18 protein-coding genes are annotated in these 18595 nt (G+C 66.9%); 11 read left to right on the top strand and 7 right to left on the bottom strand.

The features are described 5' to 3' along the window. Positions 1-43: 43 nt before the first annotated feature. The 4 genes from CEK68_RS00625 to CEK68_RS00610 all read right to left on the bottom strand — a co-directional run bounded on the left by CEK68_RS00625 (position 44) and on the right by CEK68_RS00610 (position 2674). The gene (locus CEK68_RS00625) at positions 44-1156 is read right to left on the bottom strand and encodes an AI-2E family transporter (protein ID WP_152238220.1); all 1113 of its coding nucleotides are present in this window, start codon (positions 1154-1156) and stop codon (positions 44-46) included. 171 nt (positions 1157-1327) lie between these two features. Then, a complete protein-coding gene (locus tag CEK68_RS00620) occupies positions 1328-1822 on the bottom strand; it encodes a hypothetical protein (RefSeq protein WP_152180541.1) in 495 nt (164 codons plus the stop codon). Next, positions 1819-2295 (bottom strand): hypothetical protein, encoded by a 477-nt coding sequence (locus CEK68_RS00615; protein ID WP_017908931.1) that lies wholly within the window; start codon positions 2293-2295, stop codon positions 1819-1821. Before CEK68_RS00615 ends, CEK68_RS00620 begins: the two co-directional genes overlap by 4 nt. A gap of 7 nt (positions 2296-2302) precedes the next feature. Continuing rightward, entirely contained in the window at positions 2303-2674 is a 372-nt protein-coding gene (locus CEK68_RS00610) for a hypothetical protein (protein WP_010340149.1), read from the bottom strand. Positions 2675-2848: 174 nt separating this feature from the next. On the opposite strand from CEK68_RS00610, the gene CEK68_RS00605 reads away from it, so the two are divergent. Then, positions 2849-3076 carry a hypothetical protein gene (locus tag CEK68_RS00605; RefSeq protein ID WP_152238219.1) on the top strand — a complete coding sequence of 76 codons (228 nt, stop codon included), beginning with the start codon at positions 2849-2851 and terminating at the stop codon, positions 3074-3076. A 10-nt stretch (positions 3077-3086) separates the two neighbouring features. On the opposite strand, the gene CEK68_RS00600 is transcribed toward CEK68_RS00605, so the two are convergent. After that, a complete protein-coding gene (locus tag CEK68_RS00600; RefSeq protein ID WP_017913191.1) occupies positions 3087-4520 on the bottom strand; it encodes a Do family serine endopeptidase in 1434 nt (477 codons plus the stop codon). Between the two features lie 495 nt (positions 4521-5015). Between CEK68_RS00600 and CEK68_RS00595 the strand changes: the two genes are divergently transcribed. The 7 genes from CEK68_RS00595 (at position 5016) to CEK68_RS00565 (ending at position 14868) form a co-directional block, all read left to right on the top strand. Beyond that, on the top strand, positions 5016-8288 hold the full coding sequence (locus CEK68_RS00595; protein WP_152238218.1) for an LAGLIDADG family homing endonuclease: 3273 nt from the start codon (positions 5016-5018) through the stop codon (positions 8286-8288). Positions 8289-8478: 190 nt separating this feature from the next. Next, positions 8479-9144: a hypothetical protein gene (locus CEK68_RS00590; RefSeq protein ID WP_152238217.1), complete on the top strand. Its 666-nt coding sequence runs from the start codon at positions 8479-8481 to the stop codon at positions 9142-9144. Between the two features lie 87 nt (positions 9145-9231). Next, positions 9232-10071 (top strand): NrdJb, encoded by an 840-nt coding sequence (locus tag CEK68_RS00585; protein ID WP_019800567.1) that lies wholly within the window; start codon positions 9232-9234, stop codon positions 10069-10071. A 70-nt stretch (positions 10072-10141) separates the two neighbouring features. Beyond that, positions 10142-11644 (top strand): hypothetical protein, encoded by a 1503-nt coding sequence (locus CEK68_RS00580; RefSeq protein ID WP_152238216.1) that lies wholly within the window; start codon positions 10142-10144, stop codon positions 11642-11644. Between the two features lie 150 nt (positions 11645-11794). After that, positions 11795-12409: a pyridoxamine 5'-phosphate oxidase family protein gene (locus CEK68_RS00575; RefSeq protein WP_152238215.1), complete on the top strand. Its 615-nt coding sequence runs from the start codon at positions 11795-11797 to the stop codon at positions 12407-12409. A 174-nt stretch (positions 12410-12583) separates the two neighbouring features. Then, complete coding sequence (locus CEK68_RS00570) at positions 12584-13246, top strand: CPBP family intramembrane glutamic endopeptidase (RefSeq protein ID WP_152238214.1); 663 nt, start codon at positions 12584-12586, stop codon at positions 13244-13246. 383 nt (positions 13247-13629) lie between these two features. Further along, on the top strand, positions 13630-14868 hold the full coding sequence (locus CEK68_RS00565; protein ID WP_152238213.1) for an EAL domain-containing protein: 1239 nt from the start codon (positions 13630-13632) through the stop codon (positions 14866-14868). 82 nt (positions 14869-14950) lie between these two features. Here CEK68_RS00565 and CEK68_RS00560 read toward each other — a convergent pair whose 3' ends face one another. Then, positions 14951-15139, bottom strand: coding sequence for a hypothetical protein (locus tag CEK68_RS00560; RefSeq protein ID WP_226977709.1), 189 nt, complete (start codon positions 15137-15139; stop codon positions 14951-14953). Between CEK68_RS00560 and CEK68_RS00555 the strand changes: the two genes are divergently transcribed. From CEK68_RS00555 to CEK68_RS00545, 3 genes are all read left to right on the top strand, one after another. Beyond that, a complete protein-coding gene (locus CEK68_RS00555; RefSeq protein WP_226977708.1) occupies positions 15138-15314 on the top strand; it encodes a hypothetical protein in 177 nt (58 codons plus the stop codon). The two genes, CEK68_RS00560 and CEK68_RS00555, sit on opposite strands and share 2 nt — an antisense overlap. A 100-nt stretch (positions 15315-15414) precedes the next feature. Further along, positions 15415-16149 carry a hypothetical protein gene (locus tag CEK68_RS00550; RefSeq protein WP_193312641.1) on the top strand — a complete coding sequence of 245 codons (735 nt, stop codon included), beginning with the start codon at positions 15415-15417 and terminating at the stop codon, positions 16147-16149. Positions 16150-16394: 245 nt separating this feature from the next. Further along, positions 16395-17231 carry a DUF6348 family protein gene (locus CEK68_RS00545; RefSeq protein ID WP_152238212.1) on the top strand — a complete coding sequence of 279 codons (837 nt, stop codon included), beginning with the start codon at positions 16395-16397 and terminating at the stop codon, positions 17229-17231. A 51-nt stretch (positions 17232-17282) separates the two neighbouring features. Here the strand turns inward: CEK68_RS00545 and CEK68_RS00540 are convergent, their stop codons facing one another. Next, positions 17283-18068 carry a lysophospholipid acyltransferase family protein gene (locus tag CEK68_RS00540; protein ID WP_152238211.1) on the bottom strand — a complete coding sequence of 262 codons (786 nt, stop codon included), beginning with the start codon at positions 18066-18068 and terminating at the stop codon, positions 17283-17285. Positions 18069-18595 lie beyond the last annotated feature (527 nt).

Below are 18595 nucleotides of genomic sequence, written 5' to 3'. Positions count from 1 at the left end.
CGCGCTTCCGCCAATCCCCAATCCCGACTCCCCAAACCCGGCTTCACTCCAGCAGCCGCGCCCAACGCTGCATGCCTTCGACCCGCGCCAGCACCATTTTGATGCACACCAGCAGCGGCACCGCCAGCAGCAGGCCGATCATGCCCCACAGCCAGCCGAACAGCATCAGCGCCAGGATCAGCATCAGCGGCGAGATCGCCATGCGCCGGCCGAGCACGATCGGCGTCACCACCTGGCCTTCCAGGGTGTGCAGCGCCAGGTACAGGATCGCCGGCAGCGCCGCGCTCAGCGGTTCGCGGAAGGCGACGAAGCCCATCAGCAGCATCAGCACCGCGCCGATCAGTGGCCCCACGTAGGGCGCGAAATTCAGCAGCGCCACCACCGTGCCCCACAGCAGCGCTTCCTGTGGCGGAATGCCCAGCAGGATCAGAATGCCGGCGAAGATCAGGCCGACCAGCGTATTGATCACGGTGATGGTCAGGACGTAGCGCGAGACCTCGCGTTCGATCGAGCGCAGGATCTCGGTAGTGAATTTCTGTTGCTGGCGGCTGGGCAGCAGCGCGATCGCATGGCGCTGCAGGTTTTCGCCGAACACCATGAAGAAGAACGTCAGCAACACCACCGCCAGCGCGGAGGCGGCCACCCGCGGGGTCCGCACCAGCGCCTTGTACGGGTCGTCCATCTGCGTACGGATCACCTGCACGCGGCGTCCGCTCTCGCCGCCTGCGGCGCGGGCGAAGTTCTCCGCGGCCTGGTTGGCCTGCTGCATCGGCTTGGTCAGGTCGCGCACCTGGGTGGCCAGATGGCGCAGCTGTGCCGGCGCCTGCTGCGCCCACTCGGCGGCGGGGCCGGCCAGTTGCACGGTCAGCGTCGTCGCCATTGCCATGCCCGACAGCAGCACCAGCAGCGCGGCCAGGAAGCGCGGCAGGTACAGCCGTTGCAGCATGCGCAGGATCGGGTTGCCGACCAGGGCGAAGAAGGCGGCGAGCAGGATCGGCAGGATCACGTCCTGCGCGGCCCACAGCGTGTAGCAGACCGCCAGGGTGGCCAGCACCACCAGCGAGATCGGTCCGCGCGGGCGTGGAGCGGGCGGCGGCGGCAGGGGGCCGTGCGGGGCGTCGTCGGCGACGACCGCGGGATCGGGAACTGTGCTCATCGGACCTGCGATGCGGTGGCCGCGGCGCGCGCCGCAGTGCACGCGCCGAACGGCGTCGAAAAGGAAGCGAAGTGTAGGCCGGATCGTGGCCGGCGCGATATCAAGGCGGCGTGGCCGCCGCGTGCGCGCGGCGTGGCGGCCCAGGCCAGCCACGCGCCGATCCCAGGAACGTCAGTCCTTGCCCTGGCGCTCGGACAGGTCGGTGGCCGCTTCGGCCGCGGCGGGTTGCCCGGGGCGCGAGGCCATCGGCGGCCGCGGCGGCTGCGGGCGGACAGCGGATGGGGGAACGGGTGCAACGGGAGGCGGGGCCTGGGTGGCGGCATCCACGGCCGCATCCTGTGCGGTGTCCGCCGCTTCCTCGGCATCGTCGGAGGCGCGCTCGGCGTCATCGGACGCGCTCTTGGCGGTGGTGGCGTTGATCAGGCTGGAGAGCGCGCTGAGCATCTGCAGCCAGCGCGCGCCGCCGAGCTTGCCGACCACCGCCGCCGGTTCGGCGCGACCGACCAGGAAGCCGGTGCCGAGGCCGACGATCACGATCCGCCACGGCGTCCAGCCTTCGCGCCAGACCTGCTGCAGGGTCGTCCAGTGCGTGCGCACCTGCTCCTGGCGTCCCTCCAGCACCGCTTCGGCGCGGGCGATGCGGTGCTGCAATTGCCGCAGGGTCATGGCGTGGCCTCACGCTTGGCGACATCCTCGTCGCCGTCCTCGTCGTCGCCGCCAATGCCCAGCTTGGCCAACTGGCGGCGGGTGGCGTCGAGCTTGCTCATGTCGAAGTAGCGCAGCGCCTGCCAAGCGCCGAGCGCGGTGACCACCAGGCTGAAGGCGGCGGTCGCCGAGATCGACGCCAGCCACGACCAGCCCATGCGCTGCAGCAGGGCGATCATCGCGCCCATCAGCAGCATCCACGCCGACGCGCCGAACGCCACCGACACGGTCAGCCACACCAGCGCCCGCGCCAGGGCGGCACGGGCCAGGGCGAAGTCCGCGGCCACCAGCTTGCGCAGCGCGCGGCCGGTGTCCAGGGTGGCATTGAGTCCTTCGCGCCCGGCCGTGCCGAGCGCGCGGAAGGATTCCTCCAGCGACGGTGCGGCCGCGGCGTCTGCCGCGGCGCCGTCGGTGCGGGCCTGCTCCTCGCTCACGCGCGGCTTACTTGTCGCCGCCGCTGCGCGCCAGCTTGGCGATGATCCAGCCGGTGGCGAAGGCCACGCCGAACGAGGCCAGCGGACGCTCGCGGATCAGTTCGGCCGCGCTGTCGATCAGGTCGCGGCCCTTGTCCAGCAGCACGTCCACCTGCTCCTTCGCCGCCGCACCGCCGAACTCGGCCGCCGCCAACCCGGACAGCGCGCTGTCGGACAGCTCGGCCTTGACGTTGGCCTTGCCCAGCTTCAGTTCTTCGCCGGCGGCACCGGCAGCGCCCTTGATCGCGTCGCCGGCGTAGCTGGCCGCGGACTTCAGGTGCGCGCCGGCTTCGCTCAGGTTGTCCTTGAGGTTCTCGGTATTGGTCGGGCTGGCATTCATGGGCATGTCTCCTCTGGGGTTTGGGGGCCTGCCGTCCGCCGATGCGGACGCTGCGCAGAACGGGGCGACACCAATACCATCGGCGGGGTGTACGGGGTGTTAGCTCGTCGCCGCAGGCAGTGCGCCATAGTGTCGGCGCTCGCCGCCGAGCGGCCAAGTCCCGGAGTGACTGTCATGCACGCGTACGGCAACCGGAGCGGCCATGCCGGGGTGGTCGCCTACGACAGCGGCCCGGACTGGATCGTGCTGCGCTTCGCCGACGGCGCCACCTACCGCTACGACCGTCAGCATCCCGGCCTGCTCCAGGTCATGGAGATGCAGCGCCTGGCCGCCGCCGGGCGCGGTCTCACCACCTACTTGAGCCAGCACGTGCGCGACGATTACGCCGCGCGCCTGGACTGAGCGCGCCGGCTCACTGCATGACCAGGTCGGCCTGCGCGCCGCCACGCACCACGCGCAGCACCAGTTGCGCCGGCTTGCGCGCGAAATTGGCGCGGTAGCTGGCCAGGTCGGCGAACTCGCCGACCGAGGCGGCCACCACGATGTCGCCGCTGGCCAGGCCGTTGCGCGCCGCACGGCTGCCCCGCGCCACGTTGCCGATCAGCACGCCGGAGATGCCGGACTGGCGCAGCGATTCGGGCAGGTCGGCGAAGGTGGCGCCGCTCAGCCGCGGATCCAGCGACTCGCCGCTGATCGCGCGCGGCTGTTCCTTGAGCGTGGCCTTGAGCTGCAGCGGCTTGCCGTCGCGGCGCACGTCCAGGGTGACCGTGCTGCCCACCGGCTGCAGGCCCTCGTAGTTGTGCAGCGCCTCGGCACTGTCCAGGCGCTCGCCGTTGGCGCCGGTGATCACATCGCCCGGCTGCAGCCCGGCGGCCGCGGCCGCCGAGCCGGCCAGCACCCGCGTCACCAGCGCCCCGCGCGGCGCCGACAGGCCCAGGCCCTGCGCCATCTGCGTGGTCAGGTTCTGCGTCTCGATGCCGAAGGTGCCGCGGATCATCACCCCGTTGTTCTTGATCAACTGGTCGACCACCGCGCGCGCCAGGTTCGACGGGATCGCCAGGCCCAGGCCGATGTTGCCGGCCATGCTGCCCTGCGGGTTGAAGCTGGCGGTGTTGATGCCGACCAGTTCGCCGCGCAGGTCCACCAGTGCGCCGCCGGAGTTGCCGGGGTTGATCGAGGCGTCGGTCTGGATGAAGTTCTGGTAGCCCAGGCCGCGGATGCCGTTGCGGCCCATCGCCGAGACGATGCCGGAGGTGACGGTCTGGGTGAAGCCGAACGGGTTGCCGATGGCCGCGACGAAATCGCCCACGCGCAGCTTGTCGCTGTCGCCCAGGCGGATCTCGGTGAGGTTGTCGGCCTTGATCCGGATCAGCGCGATGTCGGTGTCCGCGTCCGAGCCCATGAACTCGGCCTTGAAGCTGCGCCCGTCGGCCAGGGTCACCTGCACGTCGTCGGCGTTCTCCACCACGTGGTGGTTGGTCAGCACGTAGCCGTTCTTCGCGTCGATGATCACACCCGAACCCAGCGACTCGTTGATGCGCTCCTGCGGGATGTCCGGGAACAGGCGGCGCAGGATCGGGTCGTTGAAGAACGGATTGCGCACCCGCACGACTTGCTTGGTGTTGATGCTCACCACCGCCGGCATCACCTTCTGCAGCATCGGCGCCAGCGACGGCAGCGGCTCGCCGGCCACCGCGGACGGCAGGCGCGCGGCCCCGGACAGCGGCGGCGCCGCGACCGGCGCGGCCTCGGCGCGGTTGTCCAGTTGCGCATTGATGGCGGTGGCGGCGAAACCGCCGAAGGCAGCGGCGGCGGTCAGGGTCAGCAGCGTGGGCAGCGGTCGCATGGGGTCGGTTTCCGGGGAACACGGGAGACGTGGGGCAGATGGGCGCGCGTGCGCGTAAATCAAGATGAACGCGCGGCGTTTAACCGCCAGTGAAAGCGTTCCGACGCCGCCTGCGCAAGGCCGCCACGGCACCCCGCGTGCACACCCGCTCGACGGCACGTGATCGGCGCGCGACGACGTTGACAGTCGGCCTGCCCGGCGTTAGCGTTCACGCTTGCATTAGCCACTACATGTAGCGGTATCGATTCGGTACGGCACTAGAACTAGGGTTTTCTTCACCAGGACTTCACATCCAGGGGCGCGCTCGGCGGTGCATGACGGGACGGTGACAGGGGACGTCGCGGAATCAGGGGATTTTTGATCGGTCGAGGGCAGGCGCCGCGTGCGCTGCCGCGGCCGTCGCTGCCGTGCAGCGCAAGTGCGATATAGACAAGACACACGGCGGATGACCACCCATCCGCCCCATCGGGACAGGTTCGAGGAGAACACAGCAGAATGAGTACGGTGCGCCTGGAAGTCGTCCAGACCGGATCCAAGCACGACCCCATCCCGATGCAGCCGGCGTCGCAGGACATCTGGGACAAGAAGTATCGGCTCAAGACCAAGCAGGGCGATCCGCTGGATGCCGACATCGACGGCACCTACCTGCGCGTGGCCCGCGCGCTGGCCGACGCCGAGGTCGGCGAGGAGCAGCGCGCCTACTGGTTCGAGCGCTTCGCCTGGGCGCTGCGCCGCGGCGCGATCCCGGCCGGGCGCATCACCTCCAATGCCGGCGCGCAGGAACACAAGCCGGCCACCAGCACCATCAACTGCACCGTGTCGGGCACCATCACCGACTCGATGGACGGCATCCTGGAGAAGGTCCACGAGGCCGGGCTGACCCTCAAGGCCGGCTGCGGCATCGGCTACGAGTTCAGCACGCTGCGCCCGCGCGGCGCGTTCGTGGCCGGCGCCGGCGCCTACACCTCCGGGCCGATGTCGTTCATGGATATCTTCGACAAGATGTGCTTCACCGTGTCCTCGGCCGGCGGCCGCCGCGGCGCGCAGATGGGCACCTTCGACGTGTCCCACCCGGACGTGAAGGATTTCATCCGCGCCAAGCGCGAGGACGGGCGCTTACGCCAGTTCAACCTGTCGCTGCTGATCACCGACGGCTTCATGCAGGCGGTGGAGCAGGACGCCGACTGGCCGCTGGTATTCCCGGTGAACCGCAAGGAAGAGGCCGACGTCGACCTGGCCGACGCCAGCGCCGTGGTGTGGCGCGACTGGCCCACCCACAAGGACTACATCGTGCGCGACGACGGCCTGGTCGCGTGCAAGGTGTACGGGCACATCCGCGCCCGCCACCTGTGGGACATGATCATGGTCTCCACCTACGACTACGCCGAGCCGGGCTTCATCCTGATCGACCGCGTCAACGAAATGAACAACAACTGGTGGTGCGAGAACATCCGCGCGACCAACCCTTGCGTGACCGCCGATACCTGGGTGCAGACCGCCGAGGGGCCGCGTCAGGTCGCCGATCTGCTGGGAACGCCGTTCCTGGCGCGGGTCGATGGCGGCGACCATGCCACCGGTGCGGAGGGTTTCTTCAAGACCGCGCACAAGCAGGTGGTGCGACTGCAGACGCAGGAAGGTTACGCGCTGCGTCTGACCGCAGACCACCGCGTGCGGCGCGTGGTGCGGCAGACCCGCTGGTCGCTGGACACCCAATGGTGCCAGGCGGACCAACTGGTCGCAGGCGACCGGGTGCTGCTCAACAATCACCGTGCCGGTGCGGAGTGGGGCGGCGCACGCAGCTATGAGGAGGGTTTCCTCCTCGGCATGCTGGTGGGCGACGGCACGCTCAAGCAGGACGCCGCCGTGTTGTCTGTCTGGCCGCAGGCCGCCGCCGTCAATGCGGCGCCGCTGGCACCGATGGCGCTGATGGACGAAGCCCTGCGCTGCGCGCGCAGCCTGCCGCACCGTGCCGACTTCGCCGGCTGGAGCGAGGTGCGCGACCGTGGCGAGTACCGCCTGAAGTCGGCCGCCTTGCGCGATCTGGCGCTGGAGCTGGGCCTGCGTCCGGGCGACAAGGCGATCACCCCGGCCGTCGAGAAGACCTCCAGCGATTTCCATCGCGGCTTCCTGCGTGGCCTGTTCGACACCGACGGCTCGGTGCAGGGCAGCCAGGAGAAGGGCGTCAGCGTGCGCCTGGCACAGTCCGACCTGGCGCGGCTGGAGGCAGCGCAGCGCATGCTGTTGCGGCTGGGCATCGCCTCGCAGATCTATCGCGACCGGCGCCCCGCCGGCACCGCGTTGCTGCCCGACGGGCACGGCGGCACGCGTGCCTCCGCCACCAAGGCGCAGCACGAACTGGTCGTCAGCGGCGACAACCTCGATGCCTTCGCCCAACGGGTGGGCTTTGCCGACACCGCCAAGGCCAACCGCCTCAAGGCGCTGCTTTCCGGCTACCGTCGCCAGTTGAACCGCGAGCGCTTCGTGGCGACCGTGCAGTCAGTGGCCGCCGATGGCATCGAAGACGTCTACGACGTGCAGGTCCCCGGCATCAACACCTTCGACGGCAACGGTCTGCACGCCCACAATTGCGGCGAGCAACCATTGCCGCCCTACGGCGCCTGCCTGCTCGGCTCGATCAACCTCACCACCTTCGTGCGCGAGCCGTTCACCGAGCGCGCCCGCTTCGACTGGGAGGAATACAAGGAAGTGGTGCGGGTGTTCACCCGCATGCTCGACAACGTGGTCGAGGTCAACGGCCTGCCGCTGCAGCAGCAGCGCGACGAGATCATGCGCAAGCGCCGCCACGGCATGGGCTTCCTCGGCCTGGGCTCGACCATGACCATGCTGCGCATGAAGTACGGCAGCGCCGAGTCGTGCGAGTTCACCGAGTCCATCGCCCGCGAGATGGCCGTGGCCGGCTGGGAGACCGCGCTGTCGCTGGCCAAGGAGAAGGGCCCGGCGCCGATCATGCAGGAGACCTTCGAGGTCACCGCGGCGATGCTGCGGCAGCGCCCGGAGATGGTCCGCGACGGCTGGCGCGTCGGTGAGCGCATCGAGGGCCGGCTGCTGCACGCCAGGTACAGCCGCTACATGCAGCGCATCGCCGAGGTGGCGCCGGCGCTGGTCGAGGAACTGGCCGAAGTGGGCGCGCGCTTCACCCACCACAGTTCCATCGCCCCCACCGGCACCATCTCGCTGAGTCTGGCCAACAACGCCTCCAACGGCATCGAGCCGAGCTTCGCCCACCACTACAGCCGCAACGTGATCCGCGAGGGCAAGAAGAGCAAGGAGAAGGTGGACGTGTTCTCCTTCGAGCTGCTGGCCTACCGCCACCTGGTCAACGCCAAGGCGATGCCGTTCGCCGAGGACGCCGCCGCGCGCCTGCCGGACTACTTCATCGCCGCCGACGACATCCACCCCAAGGAACACGTGGACGTGCAGGCCGCCGCGCAGAAGTGGGTGGACAGCTCCATCTCCAAGACCGCCAACGTCCCCACCGACTATCCCTACGAGCAGTTCAAGGACATCTACCGCTACGCCCACCAGCAGGGGCTGAAGGGCTGCACCACGTTCCGCTTCAACCCGGCCGCCTTCCAGGGCGTGCTGGTGAAGGAGGCGGACCTGGAGAACACCACCTACCGCTTCGAGCTGGAAGACGGCAGCGTGGTCGAGGTCAAGGGCAACGAACAGATCGAATACGACGGCGAGATGCACACCGCCGCCAACCTGTTCGATGCGCTGAAAGAAGGGTATTACGGCAAGTTCTGACGCCGTCCCGTCTCCCCTTCGCGCCGGCGGAGGGGAGGGCGGCGGTGGAAGCCCTGGAGCGCGGCACGCCGCGCTTCCCCAACGCTTCCCCACCGTCCGCCGAATGTCGCCGTTTCCGGCTCCCCGCTTCGCTGCAATCGGTATAGCATCGCCCGCGTGACATAAACACTGACACCCTGAGGAGGGTTTTATGAGCAATGGGAATGGCGTCACGGCGACGCTGACGCAGGTCGCCGAGAACGTGAAAGAAACCGCCACCAACGTCGGCGAGACCATCGCCGCCACCGCCAGCGAGGCCGTCGCCAGCGTCAAGCAGACCGCCGAGACCGTGCAGAAGCGCGTGCAGGACCAGGTCGCCAAGACCCGCAAGGCGGTAAAGAAGGCCGAAAAGGCCGTGGCCAAGCGCGCCGAGAAGGCCGGCAAGGCGGTCAAGAAGACCGTCGCCAGCGCGCGCAAGAAGCTGGAAGCGGCCAAGGCCAGCGCCCAGGCCGAAGCCGCCGCGCTGAAGAAGAGCGCCAAGAAGACCGCCAAGAAGGCGGCAGCGAAGAAGGCGCCGGCGAAGAAGGCCGCTGCCAAGAAGGCCGTTGCGAAGAAGGCTCCCGCCAAGAAAGTGACCGCCAAGAAGGCCGCCGCCAAGAAGGCCGTTGCCAAGAAGGCCGTTGCCAAGAAGGCAGTGAAGAAAGCGGCGAAGAAGGTTGCAGCGAAGAAGGCCGTCGCCAAGAAAGCGGTGAAGAAGGTCGCCAAGGCGGTCAAGAAGAGCACCGCCAAGGTCGCCAAGAAGAGCGCCGCCGTGAAGAAGACCGCCGTGCGCAAGGCCGCCGGCAAGAAGGCCGCGGCCACCCGCGCCAAGAAGTAAGCCGTCCCGTCGCACCCTCTCTCCCGTGCGCGGGAGAGAGGCCGGGCCCACGCCCGTCCCGCTCCGCCTTCCAGGAACGCACGCCTCATGGCCATCAAGATCGACCAGAAAATCAAGGGCTACGCCGTCGTCACCCCCGAGGACAAGGCGCGCGACGCCGCCGCCGCGGTGCCCGCCTCGTCGATCGACCGTGCCACCGCCGAGGCCGAGGCGCCTGCCGACAACATCATCCACATGCACGAGCGCATCGAGCGCCCGGACGTGCTGATCGGCAGCACCTACAAGATCAAATCGCCGTTGGTGGAACACGCCATGTACGTGACCCTCAACGACATCGTGCTCAATGCCGGCACCGAGCACGAACTGCGCCGCCCGTTCGAAATCTTCGTCAACTCCAAGTCCATGGAGCACTTCCAGTGGATCGTGGCGCTGACCCGCATCATGTCCGCCGTGTTCCGCAAGGGCGGCGACGTCACCTTCCTGGTCGACGAGATGAAGGCCGTGTTCGACCCCAAGGGCGGCTACTTCAAGGCTGGCGGCGTGTACATGCCGTCGCTGGTCGCCGAACTGGGCAGCATCGTCGAAGAGCACATGAAGTCGATCGGCCTGCTGCACGACCCGGAGATGAGCGACCACCAGCGCGCGCTGATCGCCGAGAAGCGCAAGCAGTACGAAGAACGCTCAAAAAAAAACAGTGAAGTGAGCAAGGCGGTTCCTTCTCCTGCGGGAGAAGGTGCCCGCAGGGCGGATGAGGGTGCGGTGTCCGCCGACTCCACCGCCGACCACGAAGAGGACATCGCCGTCACCGGCGACGGCGCGAGTTTCCCGCCGTCGGCCACGATGTGCCACAAGTGCAATACCAAGGCGCTGGTCATCATGGACGGGTGTGCGACTTGTTTGAATTGTGGGTATAGCAAGTGCGGCTAATTTAAGGTTCGAACTTTATTTTCAGGCTGTCAAGGAATTGCCGCAATTTCTGCGTTAGGAAAGGATTTATATGTGTGCCTGGTATGTAGATCTTTCTGATAAAGAACTCTTTGGTAATGAAATGGCTGAAGATGAAGAGGAGCGACTATTTGCTTCTTACGCATATGAGCGCGAAGAGTTTGGCGCGTTTATAGATTCTTCGACAAAATTAAAGGTTGTTCGCGCCTATAAAGGTGAGGGAAAGTCCGCTTTGCTGCGGTGGACATTTTTGCAGCTTCGCAGGTTCAGTAATGTTGTAGTGCATAATGCATATGCTAATTCAATTTCTCCTGCGGCTTCCAATGAGCAGACTGAGTATATTAGAGCTTGGAAGGAATCGTTTATTAGGGTTGCTGCAGCTGCTATTGGTGCAAAGATCGAATTTAAATTTAGCGATGACGTTCTGTCATTGAGAGAAGAGGCTGAGAGGGGTGGATACTCTGAGCGCGGCTTTATAGGGGCAGTCATCGCTCGCTTAAAGGCGCTTCCTGGCGTTCCTGCGCTCGCCGGGGCTGCAGATCCTGCTGCTGCTATTAAAAGGGTGGCGGGAGCGAATGATCTTCAAGTATGGATGATCATTGATGATCTTGATGAGAATTTTCGTGACGTGGACACGGATTGCCTGAAGGTAACATCTGCTCTGATTGCTATGCGGCAGCTCAGTAATGAGATTCGTGAATTAAGATTTAGAACGTCTATTCGTCCAAGCACTTGGGCAATAGTTAAAAGGAAATATGAGGCGCTCTCTAAGGTCGAGCCATATATGGTGGATCTGCAGTGGTCGCAGCCTCAGCTTGAACAAATGCTCGCAAACAGAGTTAGATCGTACTTGCAAAGGAACAGTGGCTTGGCTGCATCTAGTGGGACTTTAGGTGCGATGAGCTCTAGAGAGTTAGTTTCCAAAGCTTTCGATGATCCTATGCCTTGGGGGAAAAAGGATGTCGAAAAAGGCATGCTGGATGTTATTGATAGTGATAACTCTGAGCACAAAATGCGCTCTCCTTCAGTAGTTGTGGCTAGTCTTTCTCGTTATCGCCCACGGTGGATGGTTGAGCTCTGTAAACTCGCATCTAATAACGCGGTGAAACATGCGCGTAAAAAAATTGGATTGGATGATCTTACTGCCCCGCTCGAAAATTTTGGCAAGACCCGCATCGATGACTTGATTGCCGAATTTAGGGCGCAATGTGAGAAGATTGAGCTATTGATTCAGTCATTTAAGGGTAGGCCGGAAATATTCAAAACAGATGCGCTCGTGAGGCATGTTAAAAATAACCTTGGTGGCCGAGATATTAGGATTGCTGGTATATCGGGGCGTCCCTCTGACGCAGAGATCATTAGGTTTCTATTTCAGATTGGATTTTTAACGGCTCGGCGAGATCTCTCAAATGGAGAGTATCGTCATTATTCTTTTTTTGACGAGCCTGGACTTCTTTCTGATGGAACAAATGACCTGGGAGTTTCCTGGGAGATCCCGTCTTGTTTTCGTCAGGCGTTACAGTTGGCGAATGCGCCTAGACGAATGCCGAGGTAGGAATCGATATCGAGATCAGAATCTTGGTGTTACGCGTTTTTCTTGAGTGCCGGGGTCAGGTAAAAATTTTGAATATCAGCCTCCAGTCCTGACAGCGGGCATAGATGGATCATCGCCGCCGCCACGCGGGCCCAGGGATAGGACGCCAATATGGACTACCGAATCACCACTATCGACGCCCTCGAAACCCTTTACGGCCAACCCGCCGAGCGCGCCGTACGCAAGCAACTCGACCACTTGAACGCCGACTATCAGGCGTTCGTGCATGCGTCGCCGTTCGTGGTGCTTGCCTCGGCCGGGGCGGAGGGACTGGATTGCTCGCCGCGCGGCGATGCGCCGGGATTCGTGCAGGTGCTGGATGCGCGCACGCTGGCGTTGCCGGACCGGCCGGGCAACAACCGCGTCGATACGCTGCGCAATCTGCTGCAGGACCCGCGCCTGTCGCTGTTGTTCCTGATCCCCGGCATCGGCGAAACCCTGCGCGTGAACGGTCGCGCCGAGATCCGGGTCGATCCGGAGCTGCTGGCGCGGTTTGCGGTCGGCGAGCGCTTGCCGCGCAGCGTGATCGTGGTGCACATCGAGGCGGTGTACTTCCACTGCGCCAAGGCGATCGTGCGTTCGCAGCTATGGGATCCGACGCGGCATCTGCCGCGCGATCGCCTGCCCAGCCCCGGCACCCTGCACGCGCATCTGGCCGATGGCGCGTTCGACGCCGACACCTACGATCGGGAATTGCCGCAGCGCACCCGCGACGCGTTGTACTAGCGCGACCGGATCGGATGTGCCGGCAGCGCGTCTGCGCCGCCGCGCGGCGTTGAGCGGCATGCCGCCGGATTCGGCCATCGATGTCCCCGGTCACGTCGCCCTGCTACGGTGCGCCTTGGTTGCAAGGCGGCGACGCCCTTTTCCGGGCACTTGGCGAACGACAGGGGAACGTGGATGCGGGAACGTGGGGCGCCATCGGGCGGTTGGGGCGAACTGCTGCTGGTGGTAGCGGTGGCGTTCGGGTTGCCGATCTATGGGAGTGTGCAGGCGGTGATGGCGCCGGTGGTGGAGCCCGCGTTTTCCGACGCGAGCCTGTGGGGCATGGTGTTCTACGAGTTGCTGGTGCTGGCGTTGTTGCTGCCGACGCTGTGGTTCCGCGGCTGGACGCCACAGGCATTGGGGCTGCAGTGGCGGGCGCGCGACCTCGGCGTGGGCCTGGCGCTGCTGGCGGCCTGCCTGGTGGCGACCTATCCGTTGAATCTGTTGAACGCCAGCGTGGCGGCCGAGGTGAATCCGTCGATGGACGCGATGGTGGCCGGGCCGCTGTCGGCGGGCGTGGTCGTGCTGGTCTCGCTGCTCAATCCGATCTTCGAAGAGGTGTTCGTCTGCGCCTACGTGATCCGTGCGCTGGAACGGCGGCACAGTCCGGCGTTCGCGGTGAACGTGAGCGTGGCGATCCGCGCGTCGTACCACCTGTACCAGGGACCGGTCGGCACCATCGCCATCCTGGTGGTGGGGCTGATCCTGGGCTGGTGGGTGGCGCGCACCGGGCGGCTGTGGCCGGCGATCGTGGCGCATGCCGCGCTGGATTTGCTGGGATTGATGGTCTACGTCTGATGCGCTGGGCGCGCGCGCCGGCAGGGTGACGTGCACCGCCTGGTCGCAGCGTCGGCATGCGCGAGCCCGGCCGCCCATTCCATCGACGACACGGCGTCGGCCACCATGCCTGATCACTCCAGCGCCGGTGGTCGCCCGCCCGTTGGCTGGATTCGCGGCGGCGGACTCACCGAAGCGGTCGCTGCCGTAGACAGCTTGATTCCTGAACGGGCCTGCGCTTTCGCGGCTGTACGTCACGCTTTAGAGTCGAACGACAAGGACGTGTCGCCCGCTGGACAACGGGGGAAGGTCCGGGTTCCCGCTGCTCGATCACCTCGCCCACGGCGCAGCGCCGTGCGCGGCGCGCGGCGCGCGGGTCGCAACGCTCTCAGGGGAGAAGCGGGATGGCGTCGACCGAGGATCTGCCAGAACCTCATCCATTGTTCGAGCTGCTGTCGGGCGAGATCAGCGACCGCGAACTGCGTCGCTGCCTGCGCGTGGTGCGCCTGCACCTGGGCATGGACGTGGCGTTCCTGTCGCGCTTCCGCGAGACCGATCGCGTGCTGGATCACGTGGACGGGCCGCCCGATGGGCCGATTCATGAAGGCCAGATCCTGCCGTTCGCCGATGGCTACTGCATGCGCGTGGTGCAGGGCGAGTTGCCGCAACTCATTCCGGATACCTCCCTGGTGCCGGCGGCGCAGTGCATCCCGGCGACGTGGCAGATTCCGATCGGCTCGCACATGAGCGTGCCGATCCAGGTGGGCGGGCGGATCTACGGCACGTTGTGCTGCTTCAGTTTCCTGCCGCGGCACGATCTGGGCGAGCGCGACATCGGCATGTTGCGTGCGTTCGCCGAGATCTTCGCGCTGCGCCTGCACGAGGTGGAAGCGCACAAGCTGGAACGGCAGGCGATGATCGACGAGATCGACGGCGCGCTGGCGGCGGGCGCGCCGCGCATCGTGTTCCAGCCGGTGTTCGCGCTGCAGGGGCTGCGCCTGCATGGGTTCGAGTGCCTGTCGCGTTTCGACGTCGTGCCGCAGCGTGGGCCTGCGCAGTGGTTCCAGCAGGCCGAGCTGGCCGGCGTCGGCATCCGCCTGGAGTTGCACGTGCTGGCCAAGGCGCTGGCGTATCTGCGGCGCTTCCCGCCGCAGTACCGGCTCAGCGTGAACATGTCGCCGGAACTGATCATGTCCGCGTCCCTGGCGGGGCTGCTTGGCGACGACACCGAGGTGACGCGCCTGACCCTGGAGATCACCGAGCATGCCATCGTGCGCAACTATCAAGCGCTGGCGCAGGCGCTGGCGCCGCTGCGCGAGCGCGGCGCGCAGGTGGCGGTGGACGATGCCGGCGCCGGCTACGCCAGCATGCGTCACATCCTGCAGTTGCAGCCGGACGTCATCAAGCTCGACATGAGCATCACCCAGTGCATCCATTGCGACCGCAGCCGCCGCGCGCTGGCCAAGGGGCTGACCAACTTCGCCCACGAGATCGGCACGCGGGTGGTGGCCGAAGGTGTGGAGACGGCGCAGGAACTGGACGCGCTGCGCGAGCTGCAGGTCGATCTGGTGCAGGGGTATTTCCTGTCACGGCCGCTGTCGGAGGATGCGGCGCTGGCCCTGGCGCTGTCCGACGCCGGCTGAGCCGCGGTTCGTCCTTGCAGGCGCGGCGCGATCGATCGAAAGCTTCGCCGATGCAGGCCTGCGGCCGATCACGCGGCGTCCTCTACCACGGCACCACGCGGCCCAGGTAATCCAGGTAGTGCAGGCCGCCGCGGCCGTGGGCGGCATCGATGGTGTCGAGCAGGGGCAAGATGCTGTCGTCGATGGACAGGCGCGCCTGCGGCCCGCCCATGTCGGTGCGCACCCAGCCGCGCGGCTCGGACTTGATCGCATTGGTGCCGGCCTCGTTCATGGCGGCGCAGCCCGACATGCTGCGCGAGCCTGCTTGCAGGTTCGCGCTGCCGGTGGTCACCGAGCCCATCACCGTATCGATGCTGTGGCATCCGCGCCTGGAGCACGATGCGGCGCACCGGTGGCTCCGCGGCCTGTTTCTGTCCGAGTTCCGCTCGCGCGTGCCGCTGCGCTGAGTCGCACAGGCCGTTGCTGTCGGGATGCGATATCGGTACTGGTCCGCCGCCGCGGCGATGCCGCACACTTGCCGGCTCTGATCGAAGGCAGGAACAGGCGATGGCACGGCGATACGGATGGAGCGCGATGCTGGTGGGGCTGGTGGCGTTCACCGCGGCGGCGGCCGGCCCGACCCCCGGCGAATACAGCACCAAGGAAGGCTGGGGCAGCATGCGGGTCACCGACAAGGGTGGGGCGCGCCAGTTCGACCTGTTGTCGGTCGGCGCCAACGGCCACACCTGCTCGCTGTCGGGCACGCTGCAGGGCGACAAGGCGGAGGTGAACGATGCCGGCGACGTGCCGTGCAAGCTCGCCTTCAAGCCGGTGCCGGGCGGGTTCAACGTGGCCGCGCTGACCGAGGAAAGCTGCCGCGACTACTGCGGCATGCGCGCCAGCTTCGAGGGCGACTACCTGCAGTTGCCGGCCGGCTGCACCGCCGCGGCCAGCAGCCGGCGGCGCGAGGCCTATCTGCAGGACTACCGCGGCAAGCGCTACGACAAGGCGCTGGCCGGCATGCAGGCGTTCGCAGGCGAGTGTGGCGGCTTCCTCAACTGGCTCGATCGCGACCGCTTCGCCAACGACCGCGCCATCACGTTGCTGCGCCTGGGCCGGCCGCAGGAATGCCTGGCGACGCTGGACGGCACCCTGGCCGGCCGCAGCCACGACGAGGCCTCGTTCCAGGCGGAACTGGAAAAGCAGAGCACCATGCTGCCGCCCAGCGACTGGGACGCCTACCTGCCGATCGCCAAGTCCACCTGGTTCAACCGCAAGCTGTGCGAGGCGGCCAGGCGCTGACAGACGCTGTGTCGGTGCGGCGCGCCGATGGCCGCTGCACCGGGGGCCGTCCGCCGCTGCGAGACGCGGCGCGGTGACCATGGATGTGCTGCGGTTGGCGTGCGACGCGAGAGACGCCCAGGCCCCTGGCGCCGTCCCATGGCCCGCTGGTCGCCGGGGCGGCGTGGCGTCGCCGGTTGCCGTGGCCGCGGGCGACTGCGCATACTTCCGGCGATCAATGGCGCGTTGGACGCCCTGGAGCAAGGATGATCGATCGACTGCGACGCCTGTTGTCCCGCACCTCGCCACGCGGGGCCGATACCACCCACGAGGCTGCAGCGCCGGAGCCCGCGCCCGAGGCGCAGCCGCGCCATGCACTGCAGCAGCTCTTGCTGCAGGTGCTCCAGCGCGAGGGGCATGCGGCGACCCTGCACGACGAGGTGGTCGTGCTCGGCAACGGCCTGCAACTGCTCACCGAATTGGTGGATCTGGCCGAGCTGCGCAAGGGCGTGCGCACGGCCAGCTGCATTCGCGTGCATCACCGCAGCCTGTTCCCCGACGGGATCGTCGAGTTCCAGCATTCCATCGGCGAGGACACCGACGCGAGCCTGGCTTCGGGCTTCACAACCTGGGCGCGCACCGATCTGGTGGCGCTGTCGGAGGCGGTGGCCGCGCCGGCCGATGCGCGCTGCATGACGTTGCAGATGGAGTTCCCCGCCTCGGCCACGACCGAGTCGGCGCTGCGGCGCACGGTGGTGCTGGGGCCGGTGGCGCACATGAATGGCGACGCCGCGCGGGCCGCGGCGGGCGAGGACACCGAACACGCGTTCTGCCCGTGCTGCCTGTTCACCAACAGCCTGGACGCCTTGATGCCGTTGCTGCAGCGGGATCAGCGCATGCTCGGCATCCGCCTGTTCGCCTCGCGCGACGCCGACGGCGAGGTGGCGGCCGACTGCCGGGTCAATGGCGAGGACTTTTCCGACGGCGTGGCCTGCCTGCGCCGTTACGCCGAGAGTTGGCCAGCGCTGGGCGCCATGGAGTTCCGCAAGCAGTACGCGGTGGTGCGCCTGCCGGAGCCGGTGGCGCCGGACACCGCGCACTGACGCGTCATCGCGCGTCGCCGGAGCGCGTGCGCAGTGTTGGGCAGCGGCGGTTTAGGCCGCCGCAGCGGCATCCGCCGGCGCGCTGGGCAGCGCCGACGCCACGATGCCGTGCAACTGCGCAGCCAGCGCCTTGCGGTCGCTGCCCGGCGCCACCGCGAGCGGTGCGTGGAAGGTCACCCTGACCACCGCACCGGACAGGCGCAGGAAGTGCGCGACGTGCGCACCGGCCTGCATCTCGCCGTAGAAAGCGTAGGCATCGCGATCGCCGCCTTGCGCGATGGGGTGCCCGTCGACGCTGCGCACGTCCAGCGTGAACGGCTGCAGCGTCCACTGCCGCGCGCCCGGGTCGGCGCTGAGGAACAGCGAGAACAGGCTGGACTTGAACGGCGCCACCCGCTCGCCGGAGGAGGTGGTGCCCTCGGCGAACAGCACCACGTCGTGATCCGGGCGCAGTTGCGCCGCCACGGCGGCGGCCACCGCGGCCGCATCCTGGCGGCGCCGGCTGATGAACACGGTCTGCGCCAGCGCGCCGATGTGGCGCATGCCCGGCCAGCGTTCCATATCGTTCTTGGCGATGAAGCGCGCGCGCAGCAGGCTGCCCAGCACCACGATGTCGAAGTGGGAGATGTGGTTGCCGACGAACAGCGTCCCGCCCGCGTCGCGCGGCGTGCCCACCACCTCGACGCGAATGCCCAACGCGCGCCGCAGGCAGCCGAACCACAGCCGCGGCAGCACGAACGCGGCGCGGCCGCGGGTGAAGCGCATCAGCAGCCACTGCGTGGGGATCAGCAGCACGCTGGCCGCGATGCAGACGGCGAGTCGGACGATGGCGCGCACGCGGCCAGTCGGGGCGTCTGCAGCATGTCGAGGCGAAGCGGAAGGCATCGGGATCGCAGGTGAGGGCACGGTCGGCACGCGCGGCGGCGCGCCCGCGGCGATGGTAGCCGAGGCGTGTGTACTTGAGCATCCACGGGTGGCCTGCTGGCGGTCCGGCGTGCTGTCTGCTCCGCGCGTCGCGGCTGAAGCCGCTCCCACAGGGACTGGCGATGTGCTGGCTGGGGGCACTGTGGGGGGACTTCAGTCCCGACTGCTTTCAGGAACGGATGGCTGGCCTGCTTCGTTCGTCGCGGCTGAAGCCGCTCCTTGTATCTGGACATGTCGCCCCTAAACAGGCGTCATGTCTTCCGACTGATCATCGGAGGAGGTGCGGGAGGTCCAGTCGCTCCTAAAGCTTCGAGCTTGCATCGCAGATCGGCTCCGCCCTCCACATGCTGGCCCTTGTGTGTCCGAACGGTATCCAGAGTCCGCCCCCGGGCGTGAACTCGCATCGACAAGGCAGGACCGGGCCCAGCGCCGATCATGAC

The sequence above is a fragment of the Xanthomonas sp. LMG 12461 genome (assembly GCF_009192935.1).
Taxonomy (GTDB): domain Bacteria; phylum Pseudomonadota; class Gammaproteobacteria; order Xanthomonadales; family Xanthomonadaceae; genus Xanthomonas_A; species Xanthomonas_A sontii.
The sequence above is the reverse complement of the archived record's forward strand: the minus strand, read 5'-3'. Positions and strand labels throughout refer to the sequence as shown.

Coding starts and splice junctions, on each gene's coding strand:
- CEK68_RS00625 (WP_152238220.1), bottom strand. CDS start 1,156: ATGAGCACAGTTCCCGATCCCGCGGTCGTCGCCGACGACGCCCCGCAC.
- CEK68_RS00605 (WP_152238219.1), top strand. CDS start 2,849: ATGCACGCGTACGGCAACCGGAGCGGCCATGCCGGGGTGGTCGCCTAC.
- CEK68_RS00610 (WP_010340149.1), bottom strand. CDS start 2,674: ATGAATGCCAGCCCGACCAATACCGAGAACCTCAAGGACAACCTGAGC.
- CEK68_RS00620 (WP_152180541.1), bottom strand. CDS start 1,822: ATGACCCTGCGGCAATTGCAGCACCGCATCGCCCGCGCCGAAGCGGTG.
- CEK68_RS00565 (WP_152238213.1), top strand. CDS start 13,630: ATGGCGTCGACCGAGGATCTGCCAGAACCTCATCCATTGTTCGAGCTG.
- CEK68_RS00580 (WP_152238216.1), top strand. CDS start 10,142: ATGTGTGCCTGGTATGTAGATCTTTCTGATAAAGAACTCTTTGGTAAT.
- CEK68_RS00545 (WP_152238212.1), top strand. CDS start 16,395: ATGATCGATCGACTGCGACGCCTGTTGTCCCGCACCTCGCCACGCGGG.
- CEK68_RS00570 (WP_152238214.1), top strand. CDS start 12,584: ATGCGGGAACGTGGGGCGCCATCGGGCGGTTGGGGCGAACTGCTGCTG.
- CEK68_RS00560 (WP_226977709.1), bottom strand. CDS start 15,139: ATGAACGAGGCCGGCACCAATGCGATCAAGTCCGAGCCGCGCGGCTGG.
- CEK68_RS00600 (WP_017913191.1), bottom strand. CDS start 4,520: ATGCGACCGCTGCCCACGCTGCTGACCCTGACCGCCGCCGCTGCCTTC.
- CEK68_RS00595 (WP_152238218.1), top strand. CDS start 5,016: ATGAGTACGGTGCGCCTGGAAGTCGTCCAGACCGGATCCAAGCACGAC.
- CEK68_RS00590 (WP_152238217.1), top strand. CDS start 8,479: ATGAGCAATGGGAATGGCGTCACGGCGACGCTGACGCAGGTCGCCGAG.
- CEK68_RS00585 (WP_019800567.1), top strand. CDS start 9,232: ATGGCCATCAAGATCGACCAGAAAATCAAGGGCTACGCCGTCGTCACC.
- CEK68_RS00550 (WP_193312641.1), top strand. CDS start 15,415: ATGGCACGGCGATACGGATGGAGCGCGATGCTGGTGGGGCTGGTGGCG.
- CEK68_RS00555 (WP_226977708.1), top strand. CDS start 15,138: ATGGCGGCGCAGCCCGACATGCTGCGCGAGCCTGCTTGCAGGTTCGCG.
- CEK68_RS00575 (WP_152238215.1), top strand. CDS start 11,795: ATGGACTACCGAATCACCACTATCGACGCCCTCGAAACCCTTTACGGC.